Here is a 22,374-nt window from a genome sequence, read left to right as displayed (position 1 = left end):
TACGCTTACTATCTATTACTCGTTAACAATGTACTTTTAAATCGCTTATCGGTATATGGAGTTGATAAAATGACTAACACGCTAACCCAATATATTGAGCCGTATTAAAATGTCACTGTTAAGCTAATTTATATCAAAAAAGTGATTGTGTTAACAGAATAAATAACATTTTGAGTCTATATAAAAAAAGAACTGCCTTAATATGTGAGGCAGTTCTTTTAACATGTTTCTAATTTGCATGACTTATGAATAATGTTTATTTGATTCCTTTGTGAAGAATATCGCAACTTTCTTTAAGTTTTTGCTCACAAGCTAGTTCAAAATACTTTTTAGCTAACACGCTATTTTTTTCAATACCATCACCTTTATAATACATAACGCCTAACTGATGTATTGCTTGAGTGTTACCATTATCTGCTGCTTTTTTATACCAATATAGTGCTTTTTCTTTATCGGATTCGATACCGTCACCTTGGTCATACATACGTGCTAACTCATATTGCGCAGCAGTATGCTCTTCTTGCGCATCACCATCCCATAGTTCAGCGACTTTTGTGTACCAATATAATGCTTTCCTTTTATCAACTTTGACCCCATCACCTTCAGCATATATACTTGCCAAAGAATATTGCGCCCCAACAAACCCTTCTTCCTCTCCTTGAGCTTGAGAAAACCAATATGACGCTTTTTCCTGATTGACTTCGACACCATCTCCTTGGTCATACATATATGCTAACTCTAATTGCGCAGAAATATCCCCTTCTTCAGCTGCTTTTGTGTACCAATATAATGCTTTACTTTTATTAGGTTTGACCCTATTGCCTTCAGCATACATATGTGCCAAATCAGATTGCGCTTCAACAACCCCATATTCTTGTCTTTCTCCTTGAGCTTTAGCTCGAGAGTACCAATATCGTGCTTTTTCTTTATTGACTTCGATACCCTCACCTTGGTCATACCTATATGCTAACTCTAATTGCGCAGAAATATACTTTCCTTCCGCTAATTTGGTATACCAATATAGCGCTTTTTCTTTATTGATTTCGCCATCTATACCTTGGTCATACATAAGAGCTAACTCATATTCTCCATCAGCAAGTCCTTCTTCCACTTCTTCAACTTTAGAGTACCAATATGCTGCTTTTTCTTTATTGATTTCGACACCCTTACCTTGGTCATACATATATGCTAACTCAAATTGCGCAAATTCATACCCCAGTTCCGCTGCTTGAGTGTACAAATAGAGGGCTTTTTCTTTATCGACTTCGACACCATCTCCTATTTCATACATACGTGCTAAATGATATTGCGCCTCACTAAGCCCATGTTCCATTGCTTTAGTAAACCAATAGAGGGCTTTTTCTTTATTTTTTTCGACACCGTCACCTCTATAATAAAGAAGCGCTAAATCATTTTCCGCCTTATCAAACCCATGTTCTGCTGCTTGAGTGAGCCAATATAGCGATTTTTCTTTATTGACTTCAATACCGTTATCGTCAACATACATAAGTGCTAACTGATATTGCGCCTCAAGAAATCCTTGTTCCGCTGCTTTTGTGAACCAATAGAGTGCTTTATCTTTATCAATGCCGACACCATACCCATTGTTATACGTCTGTGCTAAATCATATTGCGCCTTAACATGGCCTTGTTCCCCTGCTTCTGCGTACCAATAGAGTGCTTTTTCTTTATTGTCGGCACCTATACGTTCGTCATATATAAGTGCTAAATTATACTGAGCTTCCCTATCTCCTTGATCAGCCTCAGTGTTACAAGCAATAAACGCTTGATCAAAATTGTTTTGTTCATAATAGGTCGCGCAATTATTAGCGTAAGCCGTCGTCGATAATAATGTTGTTAATACAACAAATTGTACTTTTTTCATTAGTTTTCCTTAATTTCCTTAAATATAATAATTTTTTTTGTCTGCTGGCAAAAATAGAACAAAATACGCTTACTATCTATTACTCGTTAACAATGTACTTTTAAATCGTTTATCGGTATATGGAGTTAATAAAATGTTATCATATCAACCAAATATCTTGGGCCTAATTAAAAAGTCACTGTTAAATCAATCTATATCAAAAAAGATTGGGATAACAGAATCAATGACATTTTGAGTCTGTATAAAAAATTGTCTTAATATATAAGACATTTTTAGCATATATATTTTCAATATGAATTAATCGTGTTTATTTCAGGGAATTATAATCATCACATCCTTTATCAAAACCAAGCGAACAAGCTTGCTTAAAATACCTTTTTGCTAACGCTATATCTTTTTTTACTCCGTCTCCGTGGTGATACATAAGTCCTAAATTATATTGCGCTTCACTATACCCTTGTTCCGCTGCTTTTGTGTACCAATATAATGCTTTCTTTTTATCAACTTTGACCCCATCACCTTCAGCATAAATACTTGCCAAATAATATTGATCTACCATAAACTCATCTTCCTCTTCTTGAGCTAGAGATAGAACTTGAGCTTGAGAATACCAATATAGTACTTTTTCTTTATTAACTTCGACACCAACTCCTTGGTCATACAAATAGGCTAACTCTAATTGCGCAGAGATATCCCCTTGTTCCGCCGCTTTGGTGTACCAATATAGTGCTTTTTCTTTATTGATTTGGACACGATCTCCTTGGTCATACATACGTGCTAAATTATATTGCTCATCACCATTTCCTTGTTTGGTAGCTTTAGTATACCAATCTAGCGATTTTTCTTTATTGACTTCAACACCATCTCCTTGGTCATAGATATATGCTAACTCTAACTGCGCAAAAATATGACCTTGTTCCGCTGCTTGGGTGTACCAACTCCGTACTTTTTCTTTATTGTTTTCGACACCATCTCCGACTTCATACATACGTGCTAAATTGTATTGCGCGTCACCATCCCCTTGTTTGGCGGCTTTGGTATACCAATATAGCGCTTTTTCTTTATTGACCTCGACACCATCTCCGACTTCATACAAACGTGCTAAATTAAATTGCGCATAACTAGCGCCTTGCTCAGCGGCTTTAGTATACCAATATAATGTTTTTTCGATATTTCTTTCGAGACCTTCCCCTTTGTAATACATAAGGCCTAAATTATATTGCGCGTCACCATACCCTTGTTTGGCGGCTTTAGTAAACCAATATAGGGCTTTTTCTTTATTGACTTCGACACCGAATCCTCTGTTATACATAGCCCCTAAATTAAATTGTGCATTACTAAGACCTTGTTCAGCGGCTTTAGTATACCAATATAATTCTTTTTCAATATTTTGTACGACGCCTTCCCCATTACCATACATAACCCCTAAATTATATTGCGCTTCACTATGCCCTTGTTCAGCGGCTTTAGTATACCAATATAGTGCTTTCTCTTTATTGACTTCGATATCCCATCCTATGTAATAATTATATGCTAAATCAAATTGCGCTTGAGCAAATCCAGCTTCCGCTGCTTTTGTTTCCCAATATAGTCCTTTTTCAATATTTTCTTCAACGCCATCGCCGTTGTAAAACATTAGTGCTAAATTATACTGAGCTTCACTATCTCCCTGCTTAGCCTCAGTATTACAAGCAATAAAAGCTTTATCAAAATCTTTTTGTTCATAATAGGTAGCGCAATGATTAGCGTAAACCGTCGTCGAGAATAATGCAGTTAATGCAACAAGGGGGATGTTTTTCATAAGTTCCCTAAATTTCCTTAAATATAATAATTTTTTTATTTTGCCTACTAACAAGAAAAGAATAGGCTTACTCTCTATTACTCGTTAACAATGTACTTTTAACTGGCTTATGCGTATGTGGAGTTGAAAAAATTGTTAACACGCCAATTATTGGATCACATAAAAATGTCACTATTATTAGAAAAGTATTTAACCATAATATTCCTATAAATATATTTTCTCATTACTTTATATCAAATCCTTAATATTTCCCTTTCTTCAGAAATTAAAAATGCGATTTATTTTTATAGGCAAATAACCTTGGTTTAATCTATTTTTATTCTTATTCATAATAGAAAGCTTAACCTAAATATAAATCACTTTCTTTGAGTCTAAAAAATCTATTTTTATTAAGAATTGTTCAGAAATAATTCATATTAAATGGTTAAATCCAGAATTTACTAAATTAAATGTCAATATAATAAAAATTAGCTTGCATAATTATGATAATGTGGCAGAATTCCCTGCCGCTTCAAGCGGGTAAAAGGCAAAACTATACTTAGTAGTTTTTTATTGTTTTTTGGGACAGAGGAGCAAAAATAAATCATGTCCGCAATAAAAATGAAACGAGTTTTAACCACACCTGCATTAATTGCATTTGGTTTAGCTTATATGGTTCCTTTAGGGATCTTTACCACTTATGGGGAAGTTACCGTTGTCAGTAATGGACACTTACCTATAGCCTACATCATCACCCTTGCCATGATCTTTTTCACAGCATTGAGTTACTGCCGAATGGCAAATAAACTCCCTATTGCTGGTTCGGCGTATACCTATGTACAACGAACTTTTGGTGGAAAAGTTGGTTTCTTAGTTGGTTGGGCACAAATTCTTGATTACCTATTTTTACCAATATTAAATTATTTGGTTTTAGGAATATATCTACATGAGCACTTTGAGAATATTCCAGCCTATGTATTTGTATTAGTATCGATTATGGGTGTCAGTATATTAAATTATCTTGGAATCAAGTTAATCAATTGGGCCAATATCACTTTAAATTTATTTCAAGCGTTATTTATCGTATTGTTTATTATTATAACGTTAATAAATGTTGATTTAACACCCGAAGCGATGCTCAAACCAATATCTGTTACCCCAGATGACTTTAGTGGTTTATTTTCCGGAGCCGCCATATTATGCCTTGCATTTTTAGGTTTTGATGCAATAGCAACACTGGCTGAAGAATCAAATGAAGCGAAAAAAACCCTACCAAGAGCAATTATTGGTACCGTACTTATTGCTGGTTGTATATTCCTAGTAGTTTCCTATTGTGCACATTTAGCATATCCACAATGGACTGATTTTGTTGATAATAGAGATACAGCGAGTTTGGATGTAATGCATAGAGTTGATAGCATAAGTCATTTAAGCGATATTTTCGGCAAGTATGGAGATAATTTTATTTATAATTTCTTCCAAACAGCATATCTAACAGGTGTATTTGCCTCAACCATGACAGCCCAAACTAGCGTTTCTCGAATTTTTTATGCTATGGGACGTGAAGGTGTATTGCCTAAACGGATCTTCTATAGAATTCATCCACGTTTTAGAACACCTTATTTATCAATAATTTTTGTTTCTATTTTTTCACTATTCGCTTTGGTTCTTGATTTAACCTTAGTAATATCGATGATAAGTTTTGGTGCATTAGTCGCTTTTACCTTTGTCAACCTATGCGTTATCAAAAGCTACTTAGGTGGTGAAACCAAGAAAACAGTGATGATGCTAATAAAATATGGACTAATGCCTGCAATTGGTTTACTACTTTCGTTGTGGCTATGGACTAGCCTTGAATCGACAGCAATGATGGTTGGATTGATTTGGTTGGCTTTTGGATTCTGTTATTTACTTTATTTAACTAGATTTTTTACAACAACATTACCATCGATTGATCATTCGGAATTGGATTCAATTATCAAAGATTAGATAAATCTATTAGGTCTACTTAAAAGTATTTAGTTCATGCCCTTTAAAAGTAATCCCGTCGACCAAGGCCGACGGGATTTTCATTTTTAAGTAATAAAACTCGATTAAAATCGCTTAAAATTATTCACCAAAACCTGTAGCAAATAATTCACGGATTTCATCCATAGCTGCTTGTTCATCTTCACCATCACAGATGATTTCAACAGTTGAACCGCCTTTAACGCCAGCACCAAGTAAACCCATCATACTTTTTAATTTAATAGCTTTATCGTTATAAACAAGTTCAATTGATGATTTATAACGACCAGATAATTTAACAAGTGTCGTTACTGGGCGGGCATGTAAACCAGTTGAATTTTTTACTACCATTTGCTCTTTTAGCATATTATATGTCCTTACTTATATCTAACGTTAATACGATACCTGTATTTATATCATAAATTCATTTTTTTTGCTCTTTTTTAGCATTAATTTTTGAAATTTATTCATAACATTCTGATTATTAATAGCTGTTTATTAATAATTCTAAAATTACTCAACCCAAAAATATCTCACCACATGGAAAAAAATTGGAGCAGCAAAACAGATTGAATCGAAGCGATCAAGTATTCCTCCATGACCACCTATAAGCCTTCCCCAGTCTTTTACACCCCGATCACGTTTGATGGCAGACATCACTAATCCCCCAAAAAAGCCCAATAGTGTAATCATTAGCGAAATTAAACCCGATTGCAGAAAAGTAAAAGGCGTAATCCAAAACATACATGCCCCAATAAAACTGGCTGATAAAATACCGCCAACAAACCCTTCTATCGTTTTTGCTGGTGAGACATTTGGGCTAATTTTATGTTTTCCAAATAATTTTCCAAAAACGTATTGCAATACATCTGATAGCTGAACGACGAGTACTAGATAAGCGATTAACAACAGATTACGACCTTGATAATTTTCGATGTCTAACACTAATAATGCTGGCACACATGAAATACAATAAACCGTAATCATCAATCCCCATTGTACATCCGCTATTCTTTCTAAAAAATTTCGGGTCGATCCTGTAATCGTAGCAAATATTGCCAGGAACAAAAATGCATAAACTGGAATAAAGATACTGAATAGACCATACCAAGCATAAGCGACCAAAATATATTGAACAGGTAAAGCAATACCAAATGCAAAAATTAATGCAAAATAGTCGTAGCGATTGATCGGCGTTAAAATAAGAAATTCACGTAAAGCTATGCCCGAAACAATAAAAAACAAAAAAATCACCGCCAATTGACCTAACCAAAAAGCCCCGCCAATAATGGTTACCATCACCCACCATGCATTAATTCGAGCATTTAAATTATCAATACTGGGTGACTTGAAGCGGTATTTTAGAATTTGACCAATTATCGATGCCACTAACAAAAACAAACCGATGCCCAAAAACAACAAAAATGTATCATATTGATAATGGGACATCTTAATTCTCCTTGTATGCAAATGTTACAAAAAATCCGTTAATTATTGATAATACCATTAATGACAGCAAAAACGATTAAACAATTTTGTAATAAAAATAAAATTATTTGAAATCTTAACAGCGATAAAACACCCTTTTGGCGATCATCCACTGTTTTTAATGTTGAATCCTTAATAAGCTTTAAATTGATTAGCGCCTTATCCATCGCCAACAATTCATTTTGCAAATGGTCTGAATGATTGGCTAAATATTCAAATAACTTTTTATCAAAAGCGACTCTTATAGCGTAATATTTACTTATTAAACCAAGGAGAAAAATAATCAAACAAAAAATAGTTAAAGCCCCTTCCCCAAAACTTATCAAAGCAACAAAAGCACCCAAAACTGATAAAAGCATAGAATAAATATCAATCTGTCTGCTAATTGATAAAAAATGACAAAATATCTGCAAATCGGTTTTGCTAATATTATTTTGCAATGGGGCTGAACTTAACATCTCGCTATCCTATCTTTAATTGTTGAAAACCAATTGGATAAAATCAATTGTTGTTGGTTAGATATCACAATCGAATTCCGACAGGCTTTTACTTTGTTTATTGCTTCTTGTAGATTATTGGCTCTTTTCGTCCATAATAACCACGCAATCACAGCGGTTGCACTTCTAGAATAACCTAAAGCACAACAAACTAATAATTTACCTTGTTGATGATAAAGTTCAATAGTTTTCGCGGCTTGTTGACACTCTTCCTGCGAAAGTGGGGTCATATCTAAAACGGGAATAAGGGAGTATGCCCCTTCAAAATGCCCAATTGGTAACTCGGCGCACAAATCTACCACGGAATTATAATGATTTTGCTTTAAGTTTTGACTGGATGGAATGCGGCCTAAATAAACTTCATCAACAATCAAATCATCAGTTTGATGTCTGATTGTCCATATCCTTGAATTTAGCCACATAATGATAAAATATGGGAAAAAAAGGAAAATAACGGGAAGCTTAAAATGGCCATTTTGTTGTTTTTGAAAGTCTGATGAGAACAAATAATTAGCAGCAACCAATAACAAAGCACCTGCCAACCATAATAGAGCCCATACAGAATAATAGACAACAACGGCCAGTGATAACAAGCTCAAACCAAAATAAATCAATGCCCAGCAATAGCTTGACGGTCGATGTTTTATCTGTTTTTCTCTCTTATACGGGTATAACCAAATACAAAAACACCCAACCCATAATCCAGTTGGAATATCAAAAAAATGATGCTGCCAAGTGGTTAGAACTGAAAGTCCAATTAACAAGCACCAAATATGTAAAAAATAACGACTCAATCCACGAAAATAGTTAGCGTAAAACTGCCATAAAATTACTAATAACGTAATATGTAATGAAGGAGCTTGATTAAATGGCTTATCAAATCCCATCAAAATATCAAACATCAATCCAAAAAATCCGTCCAAAGCCGGACGATCAAAATAGAATTTCAGTGGAAAAAGCAAAAAACAAATAATACAAATGACTTGCGCCGTTAACAGCCGTAAACCAAGAGTCTTAAGAGATTGCCATGAAGATGTTAGTAAAATGGCAAAACCATACATGAGATCGATAGACCAATAAGGAACAATCGTCCATGGCCAAAGTGGAATATTACGTTCCCAACTAAAAAACAGACTCGGTACCCCCTCACGTTGAGACGTAAACCAGTTAGCAAAATTGTAACTAGTAAAAAAGAACACCGATAAACCGACTAACCATATACACTTATAAAAGTTAAGCCGGTTAAATACTTTTAGCATAATTAATTCGAATTTCGTTGCGCAAGCGAAACGGTAAAAATACCCCACTGATCTACCAACATGGTAACTTTAGTAAATCCAGCTTCCTCAACTAACTGATCCATCTCAAGCTGAGTCCGTCGTCGCATAATCCATGCTTTCCCTTCTCGATGAGAGGTTAAAGCTCTAGCAATAAATTCAAGTTGAGGATGCCAAGGTTGATTGGTATAAATTAAATATCCCCCTGCTGGAATCACATCGGACAACCCTAACAAAGATTCACGTAATAACTGATTATCATCAAACAATTCATATAAACCTGAAACCACCGCTAAATTAGGTTTTGGAGAGAGTTGTGAAAGTTCATTACGACTAAATGCATCACCTTTTTCAAAACGGACAATATCACTTAAACCTTGTTGTTCTATGAGTATTCGCCCATCACGAATATTGATATCGCTATAATCACGTAATAAAACCGAATTTGGTTTATGGGCAATTTGATTAATCGTTTCAAGAATGTAGCGACCATGTCCTGCAGCTATATCAACAATGTTAACTTCATCAGATTGTAGCTTTTCAATAGTTTGCTTTAACAATTGCTCTAAATGGTTTTTACGTTGTCGAATACCCCGCCAGCCAATAGATTGCAAATAGAGATAATCAAAAAATTGACCGAGTTTAGAGGAACCAGAAGGTTCATTTCGATAAACATAATCTAGTGTACTCCCCGAATCAAATCCTGTTTCTAAGCCTAGCTTGATACCATCCGACATTTTACCAGCATGTTTTAAGGTCGCTCGAACACACTTCCAATACCATGACTTAATCCACCCAGAAGGCGGTAATGCTAATTTATCGGTTTCCATGCGAGTATAACCAACTCGATCAGCATTTGTTAATACCGGAACATTGGGTTGATTTGCAAAACAGCCTTGTATAAACCGCCTCGCCCTATCGATAGCCATATAACGATCTTTCTCGCCAAACGTATCGTGGTAAAATTTTGGTAAGATATGGAACTCTTTTTGGTTTGTTCCCAAATTATCATAAAAAATTTTCTGCGGTTTACGACGCACCACAAAATCAGAGCCAGAAACGAGTAATTGAGTGGGAACAGTAATGGCGTTGGCATCTTTAACAATTCGATCTGATACCGCATAAAGATCAAGCAATAATCTAACTGAAATAGGTCGAGTAATTAATGAATCTTTATTAAAAGATTCAGCCCGACTAGTATCATGCGTTAATAAATTCGGTTTGACATAACTATTTACGAAAAAATTTCCTTTTATATTATACAGTAACTTAAGTCCTGGCACAGCTAATGGTACATATAACTTAACGCTAAATGCGGGTGATCCTAAAACCAAGGCGCGAATATTTGGCACATAATCATGCACCCAAGCGCTTGCAATTACCGCCCCTACACTTTGAGCGATAACGGCAATATCTTGCATACTCAAAGAGTATTCCTCAATGATATGCTTAATAAAACAATCAGCATCTTTAATTAGCGTGGCAAAATTGGGAGCATCACCACGCTCACCTTCTGATTGACCGTTTCCTCTCGCATCCCAAGCAAAAATATGGTAGTCAGGTAAATCAAGTTCATCAGCCAAATGGGCTACTCGTCCAGAGTGTTCATGACCTCGATGAAAAATCACAATTGCTTTTGAAGTCATTTGATCATTAGTCTCGACAGCTGGCCAATAACGATAAAATAATTGACAACCATCATGACTAATAAATGTTTTTTGCTGCTGTTCACGCATAAGCTAATCCTTGATATTTGTTGATTCTTGCAATCCCTTTCTAACTCTATTAACTACCGTAATTAATAACAAAAAGATAATTAGCCACAATACAGTATTAAGCCAATCAAGTGGTAACAAATAGGTAGAAATGCCTAAACTTATTAGGCTAAAAACAAAAGCCCGATCACTTTTACCCATGGGGCCATCATAACGTCGTGAGCTACCAATCATCACACCGAGTACTCCAGCAAACTCAGTTAAAAAAGATAACAAAACGACTAAAATAACTAAACTGTTATTGACCTGATTCAGTTGAGTAAAGATTAAAAGTAATACAGAATCAGAAACCACATCACAAATCTCGTTTAAATACGAACCAAGATTTGATTTTTGGTTATATTCTCTAGCTAGCATACCATCAATCGCATTGAGAGCCATCCGAATAAACATCCATAATGGTATTAACAAAAATAACCATAGATGATCTGCGAAATAACCAACAAACATAGCAACTAATATCGACCCAACACAAGCACCTAATGTCACCTGATTGGCAGTTATTTGTGAATCATAAAGCAACTTCACATAAGGACGAAGCAATGCTTGAAAGCGCGATTTTAATTGATAAATAGAAAACATTTTCGTCCCTTAATACATAATTAAACAATACGTTGTAATTGAGTATACTTTAATGAACTCACCATAAAATGCAAACGATTAAGCACATTAACTTCACCTGCGCCATCATCAAAATCCAAATAAAGCAAATTAAGTTTTGGATTAAGGTCACGCATACGTTTCTCTACCCCTTTTGAAACAACATGATTAGCAATACAGCCAAACGGTTGAAGACTAATCACATTATTAATACCGTGTTGAGCAAAAGTCATAATACCAGCTGGAATTAACCAACCTTCACCATATTGATTAGCTAAACTAAGAATTTCTTCCGCTTTTGTCGCCATATCACGAATATTGTGGAATGGTTGATAATATTTAAATCCCGACAAAATCTGATTAGTTTGATCAATGTACTTCTGCGCTACTTTTTCAAAAAAGTGAACAAAATAAGCAACAAAACTCTTGTTAATAATATAATTATCAACATTACTATCATAGTTAACAAAAGACTGAGCAAAAAACTCGATCATTGGCGGAATAACCGGTTCTATTCCCTGTTCGACTAGCCAATCTATGCTATTTTGATTTCCGAAACCGTTATATTTAACGTAAATCTCCCCAACAATTCCAATTTGAGGGCAATCTTTATTTAAGGTTTCGATTTGATTGAAATGATCGACAGCTTCTTTTAACAGCAAAAAGATCGCCTTTTTGCCTTTATGTTGATTGATAATTTGCTGTAACTTTCTAATATAAAGTTCTTTTAACTGATTAGCTTGCTGTTTATATTTTGCTCTAGGCGCAATCGAATAAAACATCTTTGAAATCGAATCGGCAAACAGCATAGCAAAAAAAGTTGCTGGTAATGTTTTCAGCCAGTTAAGTTTAAAGCCTGGTTGTTCGATTTCATTAATATTACCTGTACTTAGCGACACAATCGGAATATCTTCATAACCATTACTAATCATTGCTTTCTTAATTAAAGAAAGATAACTACTCGCCCTGCACTGGCCTCCTGTTTGGGTAATACCGATAGCCACTTCATCACGCTGATATTTACCTGAATTTAGCGCTTTAATAATATCTCCAACAATAATCGTTGCTGGATAACAAATCTCATTATTACAATATTTAAGTCCCCACTCGACCGAACTTTTGTCTGGTTTTGGAAGGATTTCAAGCTTATAGCCAGACAAAGCAAAAATTGGAGGTAACAATGGAGAATAAAAATCTGAAATAAATGGCGCCAATATAGTACGGCGCTGTTTGTCTTGCTTAGCAAAAATAGTCGTATTTTTACGCTTAACTATTTTTAATGGTTGTTGATGATTCATGCGGATTGATTCAATAATCGAACGCAAACGCAAACGTACAGATCCTGTTGCGGTGATCTCATCGACACGAATAATCGTACATGTCTTACCTTTAGATTCTAAAATCGCCTTACACTCATCGGTAACAATTGCATCAGGACCACACCCAAAAGAGTTAAGTTGCACAAACTGAATATTTTTGGGTTGCTCAGCAACAAAACTTGCTGCTGCATACAATCGATTTGGATAACTCCATTGTGAACAGATTTGTAACTCTGGCGATAATCGACTGATCTCACCCAACACAGAATCCTCGGTTATGACATCACAACCTAACGCATTTAAAATCTCAGGTGTTTTATGATTAATTAAACTATCGCTATGGTAAGGTCTACCCGCTAAAATAAACACATAACGACCAGTCTCTTTAGCATTATTCAACACCTCAACAGCTTTTTTATTCAGTGATTGTTTATATTCAGCTTGAGCAACTAGTGCATCTGCAAAAGCCTGACTCGCCACATTTTTAGGAATACCGAGCGACATTAAATAATTGATACATCCTTTTTTCAGTAACTTCTGATCACTAAAATTAATTACTGGATAATCCAACGGCACATTATATTTCGTCTTTGGATTGATCGCGCTATTTATCACCTCAGCATAACTACTCACAATCGGACAGTTATAACTATTAATTGCATTATCAAAATGGTCAGACTCAAATACCACCATCGGCATAAAAATGCGATCAACCTTCTGCTCGATCAACTCCAAAATATGACCATGAACAAGTTTGGCAGGAAAACAGATGCTATCTGACATCACGGTACCTGCCCCTTTCTCATAAAGATCATATGTCGAATAGGGTGAAAGCGTCACATTTATTCCACTTCTAGTTAACAACGTATGCCAGAATGGAAAATTTTCATATTGCCCTAAAACACGAGGGATTCCGATATGGAGTTTAGCGTCAACATTATGCGTATTAGCTCTATCGAATAACAATGCATTCTTATAATCAAACATATTAAATGCATTTTTATTTTGATGCTGATTATTGCTTAAAAATCGCTCACACTTATTACCGGAATAATAACGTTGACCATTAGCAAAGCGATAAATCATAATATCGCAATTATTCTCACACCCCTTACAGCGTGAAGGTTTAGCTTTATTATCTTCAGCTTTCTGTAGATTATCTAAGCCAATAAACTGCGAAGGGGTTTGATTATTTATATAATGATTTTTCGCAACTAGCGCTGCACCATAAGCCCCCATCAATTCAGGAATATTGGACGTAGCGATTTGAGCACCAGTTAACTGCTCTAAAGCACGAAACACAGCAGGATTCTTAAAAGTACCGCCTTGAACCACAATATGATCGCCAAGCTTACGCATATCATGAAGCTTAAGCACTTTATGAATCGCATTTTTAATCACCGAAAAAGCAAGTCCAGCTGAAATATCGCCAACAGTCGCATTTTCACGTAGTGCTTGTTTCACTTTAGAGTTCATAAATACCGTACAACGCGTTCCTAAATCACAAGGATTATTGGATTTACACGCTGCATCAGCAAAATCAATAGTATTGGAATTAAGGGATTTAGCAAAAGTCTCAATAAATGAACCACAACCTGACGAACAAGCTTCGTTAAGCTCAATATGATTCACCACGCCATTGGCTATAAAAATGGCTTTCATATCTTGACCGCCAATATCCATGATGAAACTCACCTTAGGGTCGATATGTTTAGCCGCGGCAAAATGAGCCATTGTCTCAACCAAACCATCATCGATGGCAAAAGCTGCTTTCAACAACTCCTCACCATAACCAGTAACACCAGTACGAACAATTACAATCTCTTTACTAGATGCCTCAATCTCATCCTTAAGTACCGTTAACCCTTTAATTAATGCCTTAATTGAATGACCATTATTGGGTGCATAATAGGTAAAAAGTAGCTCATCATTCTCACTAATTAGCGTAATCTTAGTAGTTGTTGAACCACTATCGATACCTAAATAAGCGTTTTGCTTTTGATAAGAGGTTAAAGCTAGGCGAGGAATTTCGATATATTTGCGTTTTTGTTGCCAATCATTAAATGATAGCGACTGGTTAAATAACGGTTTTAAGCGAAAAGATTGATTGACTTGAATCTTATTTGACGCACTTAGTCTATCAATGAAATCATTGATAGTAAGTTCACTACGTTCAATAGCATGGATTGCCGCTCCCCAAGCCGACAATAATGTAGGATGCTCTGTAGTAACAATTTGTTCCTCATTTAACTTTAACGTTTCTAATGCGGCTTTGCCTAAAGTTGGAATAAATGAAAACGGCCCGCCAATCAGCATCACTTTTGGCACAATATCATAACCACGCGCTAGCGTATTCACTAACTGAATACAAACTGCATGTAGAACAGAGTAAGCAATATTTTCTTTGGAAACATTACGGCTAATTAAATTTTGCACATCGGTTTTCGCAAACACACCGCAACGAGAAGCGATGGGGTAGACTTTATCGTGTTTGGTTGCAAGCAGGTCAAATTCCTGCACAGGGGTATTAAGTAAAGTTGCCATCTGATCGATAAAGGCACCGGTTCCTCCAGCACAGCTCCCATTCATACGAATATCGGGCGGACGATCAGGAAAAAAGAAGATCATCTTACTATCTTCCCCACCGATATCAATTAGAGTTCGCACCTCAGGATATTTGCGTTGTACCACTTCCGATGCTGCTACAACTTCCTGAATAAAAGCGATACCGGCCTTCTCAGAAATCCCCATCCCAGCAGAGCCTGTCACCTTAACCGACACAATAGCATCATCACCAATCTGCTGTTTAATTTCATCTAAAAGGGATAAAGCGGTATTAACAATATGGGTGTTATGACGAACATAATTGGTATAAATAAAATTATCCTGTTCATCGAGTACAACACACTTAGCTGTTGTAGAACCAACATCCAATCCAAGCCTATATATTTTTGGCATAAACAAACTCACATTTTGCAAAATTAGACTTAACCAATAATAGGATTACAAATAATAATTATTATTCTTTTATAAAATTATTATAGCGAAATCTTTCAGATTTTTAATCAATTTGTTAGGGAAATGACATTTTGGATGTTTTGAAGAGGATCAATATCGAGTTATACTTTCTCCAGCCCTTGCTTAGCGATAGCAATTACATTCTTCAGATCGACACCTTGTGCTTTTGCAGCAAAAATACAACCGCAATAACATTGTCGATAAACATCGTACTCCTTACAAAGTTCGATAGAACGCTTATAACCATTATTCTTTTTGAAATCGGAAGGTAAATAATTAACTGAAAAAATTTCCTGAATTTCGAAACCAAGTTGGTTGATTTTTTGACTATTCTTTTTAGGACTCAGCGTTAACGCACTAGCAAAATAATCAAAGCCCAACTCTTGCGCCTTAATCGCCGCCAAATCTAACCGCATCTTATAACAAAGATGACACCGCTCACCACCTTCTGGCGCATCACGCAAATGCTCTACCTGTTTAATAAACTCAGCCGGTTGATAAGGTGCTTCTAAAAACTGCACCTGGTTGCCAGTCTTTTGATTAAAGTCAGCAATAAACTTCTGTTGAACGACACTGCGATACTCATATTCCACGCGGGGATGAATATTTGAATTGGCAAAATAGATCGTGATATCAGCATACTGTGCTAAATATTCCAGTACATAAGTACTACATGGTGCACAGCAACTATGGATTAACAACTTAGGTCGAGCCGCTGCCAACTGCCAATCAGCAATCACTTCTTTTAAAATTGAATCATAATTCACTTTATTATGAGGATTTAATTTTTCGAGAATATCTTTGGCGTTGATTAACATTCGTACTCTTTAACGTTTGCTTAAGTAAATAATGGAAAATAAAGCAGCTATAATATAGCGAACTGAAAAAGCGTTCAAGTTTAAGGCGAAAAGATCGCTTTTTGGAGAAAATTAAAGCTTCAAAAACCCCGCTCCTCAACTTTTTTTTGTGATTATCTCTTCTTATCTCAACATTACTTTTTAAACACTTAAAAAAAGTTTATGCCCTTTACTTAATTATGTGTTGAAATTTTACTATAGCTAAATCATATAAAGATAAGCTATCTTTTTACATAATCACTATAAGTATGTAGTGAAAATTTCATCCTTTTATAATTTGGTGATTAAGATTTAGTTACTTAGAAAAAAGCATCTTTTTCAAGCACCACTTATAACAAGTTCTCTAGAGAAACGGCAATAAGCAGCTCTAAAATTACCTAATCATTTAATTTTTAATCTTAAATATCATAGATTAAAGAAACAATGCACTGACAATGTTGAGTATTATATCAATTAAAATTGATAGCCATTTTTTTAAAACATAATTTCATTTTTATCACATAAAGGCGTTATAATAGCCACAAATTATCGAATAAAACTTTAGGCCTTAAATTGGATGTTCTAAGTCGATTGAAGAATCTTCAACTTTATAAAAAACGACGTTCAAACAATGTGCTATTCTGGCGCGAAATATATCCTTTAGCAATGCCAATTCTGATTGAGAATTTGTCTGTCATTTTAATGGGTATATTCAGTACATTTTTAGTAAGTTGGATTGGTAAGGCCGAGATGGCTGCCGTCGGTTTGGCCGAAAGCTTTAATATGATTGTGATGTCCTTTTTTATGGCGGTTGCGCTCGGAACATCCGTCGTAGTCGCGTTTAGTTTAGGACGACATAATCGTAAAAAAGCAGTAGTAGCAGCAAGACAATCTATTACGCTATTAGTAATAATCTCAATTTTACTATTTTTGTTCGTTGAGTTTTCAGGCTATTGGATTGTTGAGATTATTGCCGGTAAGGCTGATCCTGAAGTTAAGGAATTAACACTAACCTTTCTAAGATTAACCGTTTTAGGTTACCCCGCCCTTGCCTTTATTTTAGTTGGTTGTGGCGCTTTGCGTGGCGCTGGCAATACTAAAATTCCCATGTATTTAAATATCCTTATGAACATTCTGAATCTATCTATTAGTTATGTACTAATTTATGGTGCTTTCGGTTGGCAAGGACTTGGGTTTATCGGTGCAGGTATTGGTTTAACTACATCTCGTTATTGTGGGATGTTTTTTATTTTGTTGGTGTTGACCATCAAACCAAGCCGGGCATTATTTATCCCACTTCGCAGTTATTTTCATTCATTTAATGGCAAGATACTGATTGATATTTTAGGGATTGGTATTCCGGCTAGTGTTGAGTCGGTGATGTTTAATATTGGAAAATTACTAACGCAAACCTTTGTTGCAGGTATGGGCACATCGACTATTGCGGCAAACTTTATCGCGTTTTCAATTGCTGGATTGCTTAATTTGCCAGGTGGAACACTTGGCGCAACCTCAACCATAATTGTTGGTAAGCGCATTGGTATGGGGCAAATCTATCAACCAACACGGCAACTTAAGTATATCTTTCATTTAACCAGTTTATTACTCTGCTTTTTAGCATTTTTATCCATTCCGTTTGCTGGATTATTAAGTTCGCTCTATACCGATGATCAGGAAGTTATCGAAATTTCCAAACATTTACTTTGGTTTAATGCCTTATTTACCCCATTCTGGGCATCATCCTTTGTTTTGCCATATGGTTTTAAGGGAGCGAAAGATGCAAGTTATACCATGTGGGTCGCTATTGGTAGTATGTGGATGTGCCGTATTGTAGTGGGCTATATTTTTGGTGTTTATTTCGGCTTTGGTGTGATTGGTGTTTGGTTTGGTATGTTCTTAGATTGGATCATTCGAAGCATCTTCTTTTATCATCGACTTATTAGCGGTAAATGGCTTTGGCGTCATCAAAAGCGAATTTAAATCAAATTGACCTATTGAATCTGAATCAATTGAACAAAAAGCACTATTAATTAATTCATCTAAAAAATCTACCATATCATTACTCATATTATGGTGCTAAGATATTCATCAATACCTTTAGGTAATTGTCAATCCTTTAAAGCTTTATATTAAAAAACGGTCTGTTAATGAAGCATATATCACGCTCAGTTAGCAGTTTATATAAACATAATAAGGAGATAAAAATGAGAGTATCGTCAATTGCTATGCTAGTTACTTTTGGATTAGCAAGCTCAACCGCTCTGGCGCATAGTGCCGACCAAATTATCATCCGTGGTGGTCCTGTCTATGTTCATCCTCAAGATAAAAGTGATCATGTTAAAGTAGGTGGTGCAAAGAGTGATCTTAAGGCTAAAGCCGATAATGACACGCAACTAGGCCTGAATTTTCAATATATGATTACTGATAATTTTGCTGTTGAATTATTAGGTGCCACACCTTTTAGTCATCAAGTTAAACTTGGCGGTGGTAATTCTACTGGTTTATCCGGTGCTCATTTAGGAAAAATAAAACATTTACCACCAACATTAAGCGCACTGTGGTATCCGCTTGATAGTAGCTATGAGTTCCAACCTTATGTTGGCCTTGGTGTTAACTATACTTTCTTTTTTGATGAAAAACTTAGTGGTGAAGCTAAGAAAGCAGGCTTTCATGGCTTAGACTTGGATAATTCCTGGGGCTGGGCTGCACAAGTAGGTGCTGATTATTCTTTAGATGATAATTGGCTGATTAACGCGCAAGTCCGTTATATCGATATTGAAACTAAAGCTAAAACTCATTTAGGTAATACTAAAGTCACGGCAAAATACGAACTCGATCCTTGGGTTGTAATGCTCGGTGTCGGTTACAAGTTTTAATCATAAAAAAACCTCTCATATGAGAGGTTTTTTATTGATGTCCTTAAAGACTTTTTATTGCTTCATACTGCTCTTGTAATTTAGCTTTGTCAGCAACATAGCCTTGTTGTTTTTCTTTCTCTTTAGCCACTACAGCTGCTGGTGCTTTATCAACAAAGCTGGCATTGGAAAGCTTGTTATCAATACGTGCAATTTCGCCTTCAATGCGAGCTATTTCTTTTTGAAGTCGAGCTAGCTCATCATCTTTATTGATCAAACCAGCCATTAGAATAAGTAGCTCTGCACCATCAACTAATTTGGTTACCGATAATGGCCCTGCTTCACCTTCATCTAACAAGACAATTTCTGATAATCTTGCTAAAGACTCTATAAAGGTGACATTGTCACTAATAATGCGATGCACCGTCGGTGATGCTTTTCTGATCAATAATTGTAACGGTTTGCTTGGCGCAATATTCATTTCAGCACGAATATTACGAACAGCGATAACGGCATCTTTAATCCAATTGATATCAGCAACAGCTTCATTATCAACTAATTTGCTATCAAAGGCTGGCATTGGTTGTAACATAATAGTATCTGCTTTGATGGCCATTAATGGTTTTACACTTTGCCAAATAGCTTCAGTTATAAATGGAATGATTGGATGAGCCAAACGCAAGAGTGCTTCAAGGACTGTTACTAACGTATGACGAGCTGCTCGTTGTTGATTTTGCTCGCCATTAGCTAATACTGATTTGGTTAACTCCAAATACCAGTCACAGAACTGATTCCAAGTAAATTCATATAAGATATTAGCCGCTAAATCGAAACGATAAGTATCAAATGCTTCGCGGTATGTTTTCACCGTTTGATTAAACTCCGCTAAGATCCATTTATCCGCTAATGAATACTCTAAATCACCACCTTTAAATCCACAATCGTGATCTTGAGTGTTCATTAATACATAACGGCTAGCATTCCATAGTTTATTACAGAAATTACGATAACCTTCTAAACGTTTTAGATCCCAATTAATATCACGACCAGTTGACGCCAGTGCGGCTAAAGTAAAACGTAATGCATCGGTACCGTGGGCTTCAATGCCATTAGGGAACTGTTTTTCAGTACGTTTGGCAATTTTTTCAGCAAGCTGTGGTTGCATCATGTTACCAGTACGTTTTTCTAATAAATCGGCAAGTGATATCCCATCAATCATATCTAAAGGATCGATAACATTCCCTTTAGATTTTGACATTTTTTGCCCTTCTTCATCACGAATTAAGCCAGTTACATAAACTGTTTTGAAAGGTACTTGAGGTTTGCCATGTTCATCTTTGATGAAATGCATCGTCATCATAATCATTCTTGCGACCCAGAAGAAGATGATATCAAAACCAGTTACAAGAACATTAGTTGGATGGAAAGTCGCTAAATCATCGGTCTTTTCTGGCCAACCTAAGGTTGAGAATGTCCACAGCGCTGATGAGAACCAAGTATCAAGTACATCATCATCTTGTGATAACTCAATATCAGCAGATAGACCGTTTTCACGGCGAACTTCAGCTTCGTCACGACCAACATAGACATTACCTTGATTATCATACCAAGCCGGAATTCGGTGTCCCCACCATAATTGGCGCGAAATACACCAATCTTGGATGTCATTCATCCATGAAAAATACATGTTTTCGTACTGTTTAGGTACAAATTGAATATCGCCATTTTTTACGGCAGCTATTGCTGGTTCAGCTAAGACTTTAGCGCGAACATACCACTGATCGGTTAACATTGGTTCAATGACCACGCCACCACGATCACCATAAGGAATGGTGAGATCATGTGGTTCAATTTTTTCTAAAATACCTTGAGCTTCACACTCTGCAACAACTAATTTACGTGCAGCAAAACGTTCTAAATTTTGGAATTGTGTCGGAATCTCAGTTGAGTAAGCGGTGCTTGACTCACCATTAGTATCAAATACTTCTGCTTGCGTACGAATCTCACCATCAAAGGTAAAGATATTAATCATCGGTAATTGATGACGACGCCCTACTTCATAGTCATTAAAGTCATGAGCAGGTGTGATTTTTACACAACCGGTACCTTTTGTCATATCTGCATGTTCATCGCCAACAATAGGAATACGACGATTGACAAAAGGTAATATAACAAATTTACCAATGAGATCTTTATAACGAGGATCTTCAGGATTAACCGCCACACCAGTATCACCAAATAGCGTTTCAGGGCGAGTCGTTGCTACAACGAGATAATCTTTACCATCTGCCGTTTTTGCACCATCCGCTAATGGGTAACGCAAATGCCACATTGAACCTTTAACTTCGCGATTTTCCACTTCAAGATCTGAAATTGCCGTGCGTAATTTAGGGTCCCAATTCACTAAGCGTTTACCGCGATAAATCAAATCTTCTTGATAAAGTCTTACAAAAACCTCTTTAACAGCATTAGAAAGGCCTTCATCCATCGTAAAACGTTCACGATCCCAATCAACAGAATCCCCTAAACGTCGCATCTGCTTCGTAATACTTCCACCTGATTCAGCTTTCCATTGCCAAATTTTTTCAATAAAGGCATCTCGACCATAATCATGGCGAGTTTTATTTTCTTCAGCGGCAATTTTACGTTCTACCACCATTTGGGTAGCAATACCTGCATGGTCAGTACCTGATTGCCAAAGCGTGTTATTACCTTGCATACGGTGATAGCGAATTAATGCATCCATAATAGTTTGTTGAAATGCATGTCCCATATGCAAACTACCCGTTACGTTTGGTGGTGGAATAGCAATGCAATAACTAGGCTGAGATTTGTCACCATTAGGCTTAAAGTAACCACTTTCTTCCCAATGTTGATAGATAGGTTGTTCGATTTCTTGTGGATTATAAGTCGTATTTTTCATAATAAAGGCATCAATCCTAATTCAAGGCATAAAAATGGCTATTATTCTACAGTAAAAAGACATAACAATAAATTGCTAGACGAATAAAGTCGTTGATTAAATCGATTTTCCTAG

General features: G+C 35.9%; 14 protein-coding genes. 3 read left to right on the top strand and 11 right to left on the bottom strand.

Going from position 1 to position 22,374, the window contains the following annotated elements; genetic code table 11:
* Positions 1-256: 256 nt before the first annotated feature.
* Positions 257-1,885, bottom strand: coding sequence for an SEL1-like repeat protein (locus J3T98_RS01715; RefSeq protein ID WP_267361978.1), 1,629 nt, complete (start codon positions 1,883-1,885; stop codon positions 257-259).
* Between the two features lie 307 nt (positions 1,886-2,192).
* On the bottom strand, positions 2,193-3,686 hold the full coding sequence (locus J3T98_RS01710) for an SEL1-like repeat protein (protein WP_267361977.1): 1,494 nt from the start codon (positions 3,684-3,686) through the stop codon (positions 2,193-2,195).
* 585 nt (positions 3,687-4,271) lie between these two features.
* Here J3T98_RS01710 and J3T98_RS01705 point away from each other — a divergent pair.
* Positions 4,272-5,654 (top strand): APC family permease, encoded by a 1,383-nt coding sequence (locus J3T98_RS01705; RefSeq protein ID WP_267361976.1) that lies wholly within the window; start codon positions 4,272-4,274, stop codon positions 5,652-5,654.
* A 120-nt stretch (positions 5,655-5,774) separates the two neighbouring features.
* On the opposite strand, the gene J3T98_RS01700 is transcribed toward J3T98_RS01705, so the two are convergent.
* The 8 genes from J3T98_RS01700 to J3T98_RS01665 all read right to left on the bottom strand — a co-directional run bounded on the left by J3T98_RS01700 (position 5,775) and on the right by J3T98_RS01665 (position 16,464).
* Positions 5,775-6,038, bottom strand: coding sequence for an HPr family phosphocarrier protein (locus J3T98_RS01700; protein WP_267361975.1), 264 nt, complete (start codon positions 6,036-6,038; stop codon positions 5,775-5,777).
* 147 nt (positions 6,039-6,185) lie between these two features.
* Complete coding sequence (locus J3T98_RS01695; protein WP_267361974.1) at positions 6,186-7,121, bottom strand: phosphatidate cytidylyltransferase; 936 nt, start codon at positions 7,119-7,121, stop codon at positions 6,186-6,188.
* A gap of 38 nt (positions 7,122-7,159) precedes the next feature.
* On the bottom strand, positions 7,160-7,600 hold the full coding sequence (locus tag J3T98_RS01690) for a hypothetical protein (protein WP_267361973.1): 441 nt from the start codon (positions 7,598-7,600) through the stop codon (positions 7,160-7,162).
* 11 nt (positions 7,601-7,611) lie between these two features.
* Positions 7,612-8,916, bottom strand: a complete 1,305-nt coding sequence (locus J3T98_RS01685; RefSeq protein ID WP_267361972.1) for a phosphatase PAP2/dual specificity phosphatase family protein — start codon at positions 8,914-8,916, stop codon at positions 7,612-7,614.
* Between the two features lie 2 nt (positions 8,917-8,918).
* On the bottom strand, positions 8,919-10,670 hold the full coding sequence (locus tag J3T98_RS01680) for a bifunctional alpha/beta hydrolase/class I SAM-dependent methyltransferase (protein ID WP_267361971.1): 1,752 nt from the start codon (positions 10,668-10,670) through the stop codon (positions 8,919-8,921).
* Positions 10,671-10,673: 3 nt separating this feature from the next.
* Positions 10,674-11,291, bottom strand: a complete 618-nt coding sequence (locus J3T98_RS01675) for a CDP-alcohol phosphatidyltransferase family protein (protein ID WP_267353313.1) — start codon at positions 11,289-11,291, stop codon at positions 10,674-10,676.
* 20 nt (positions 11,292-11,311) lie between these two features.
* Entirely contained in the window at positions 11,312-15,586 is a 4,275-nt protein-coding gene (locus J3T98_RS01670; RefSeq protein ID WP_267361970.1) for an acyl-CoA dehydratase activase-related protein, read from the bottom strand.
* A gap of 161 nt (positions 15,587-15,747) precedes the next feature.
* Entirely contained in the window at positions 15,748-16,464 is a 717-nt protein-coding gene (locus tag J3T98_RS01665; RefSeq protein ID WP_065563497.1) for an epoxyqueuosine reductase QueH, read from the bottom strand.
* Positions 16,465-17,055: 591 nt separating this feature from the next.
* On the opposite strand from J3T98_RS01665, the gene J3T98_RS01660 reads away from it, so the two are divergent.
* Together J3T98_RS01660 and J3T98_RS01655 are read left to right on the top strand one after the other, a co-directional pair.
* Positions 17,056-18,462: an EmmdR/YeeO family multidrug/toxin efflux MATE transporter gene (locus J3T98_RS01660; protein WP_065563498.1), complete on the top strand. Its 1,407-nt coding sequence runs from the start codon at positions 17,056-17,058 to the stop codon at positions 18,460-18,462.
* A gap of 224 nt (positions 18,463-18,686) precedes the next feature.
* The gene (locus J3T98_RS01655; protein ID WP_267361969.1) at positions 18,687-19,358 is read left to right on the top strand and encodes an OmpW/AlkL family protein; all 672 of its coding nucleotides are present in this window, start codon (positions 18,687-18,689) and stop codon (positions 19,356-19,358) included.
* Between the two features lie 43 nt (positions 19,359-19,401).
* Here the strand turns inward: J3T98_RS01655 and J3T98_RS01650 are convergent, their stop codons facing one another.
* Complete coding sequence (locus J3T98_RS01650) at positions 19,402-22,260, bottom strand: valine--tRNA ligase (protein WP_267361968.1); 2,859 nt, start codon at positions 22,258-22,260, stop codon at positions 19,402-19,404.
* Positions 22,261-22,374: the final 114 nt, after the last annotated feature.

Origin of the sequence: Gilliamella sp. B2772 (assembly GCF_026536985.1) — a bacterium.
GTDB classification, from domain to species: Bacteria; Pseudomonadota; Gammaproteobacteria; order Enterobacterales; family Orbaceae; genus Gilliamella; species Gilliamella apicola_E.
This window is presented reverse-complemented; position numbering and strand designations above follow the sequence as displayed.

What these genes read in the sequence shown, in the direction of transcription:
- J3T98_RS01715 (WP_267361978.1), bottom strand. Translation starts at nt 1,885, where the DNA reads ATGAAAAAAGTACAATTTGTTGTATTAACAACATTATTATCGACGACG.
- J3T98_RS01710 (WP_267361977.1), bottom strand. Translation starts at nt 3,686, where the DNA reads ATGAAAAACATCCCCCTTGTTGCATTAACTGCATTATTCTCGACGACG.
- J3T98_RS01705 (WP_267361976.1), top strand. Translation starts at nt 4,272, where the DNA reads ATGTCCGCAATAAAAATGAAACGAGTTTTAACCACACCTGCATTAATT.
- J3T98_RS01700 (WP_267361975.1), bottom strand. Translation starts at nt 6,038, where the DNA reads ATGCTAAAAGAGCAAATGGTAGTAAAAAATTCAACTGGTTTACATGCC.
- J3T98_RS01695 (WP_267361974.1), bottom strand. Translation starts at nt 7,121, where the DNA reads ATGTCCCATTATCAATATGATACATTTTTGTTGTTTTTGGGCATCGGT.
- J3T98_RS01685 (WP_267361972.1), bottom strand. Translation starts at nt 8,916, where the DNA reads ATGCTAAAAGTATTTAACCGGCTTAACTTTTATAAGTGTATATGGTTA.
- J3T98_RS01680 (WP_267361971.1), bottom strand. Translation starts at nt 10,670, where the DNA reads ATGCGTGAACAGCAGCAAAAAACATTTATTAGTCATGATGGTTGTCAA.
- J3T98_RS01675 (WP_267353313.1), bottom strand. Translation starts at nt 11,291, where the DNA reads ATGTTTTCTATTTATCAATTAAAATCGCGCTTTCAAGCATTGCTTCGT.
- J3T98_RS01670 (WP_267361970.1), bottom strand. Translation starts at nt 15,586, where the DNA reads ATGCCAAAAATATATAGGCTTGGATTGGATGTTGGTTCTACAACAGCT.
- J3T98_RS01665 (WP_065563497.1), bottom strand. Translation starts at nt 16,464, where the DNA reads ATGTTAATCAACGCCAAAGATATTCTCGAAAAATTAAATCCTCATAAT.
- J3T98_RS01655 (WP_267361969.1), top strand. Translation starts at nt 18,687, where the DNA reads ATGAGAGTATCGTCAATTGCTATGCTAGTTACTTTTGGATTAGCAAGC.
- J3T98_RS01650 (WP_267361968.1), bottom strand. Translation starts at nt 22,260, where the DNA reads ATGAAAAATACGACTTATAATCCACAAGAAATCGAACAACCTATCTAT.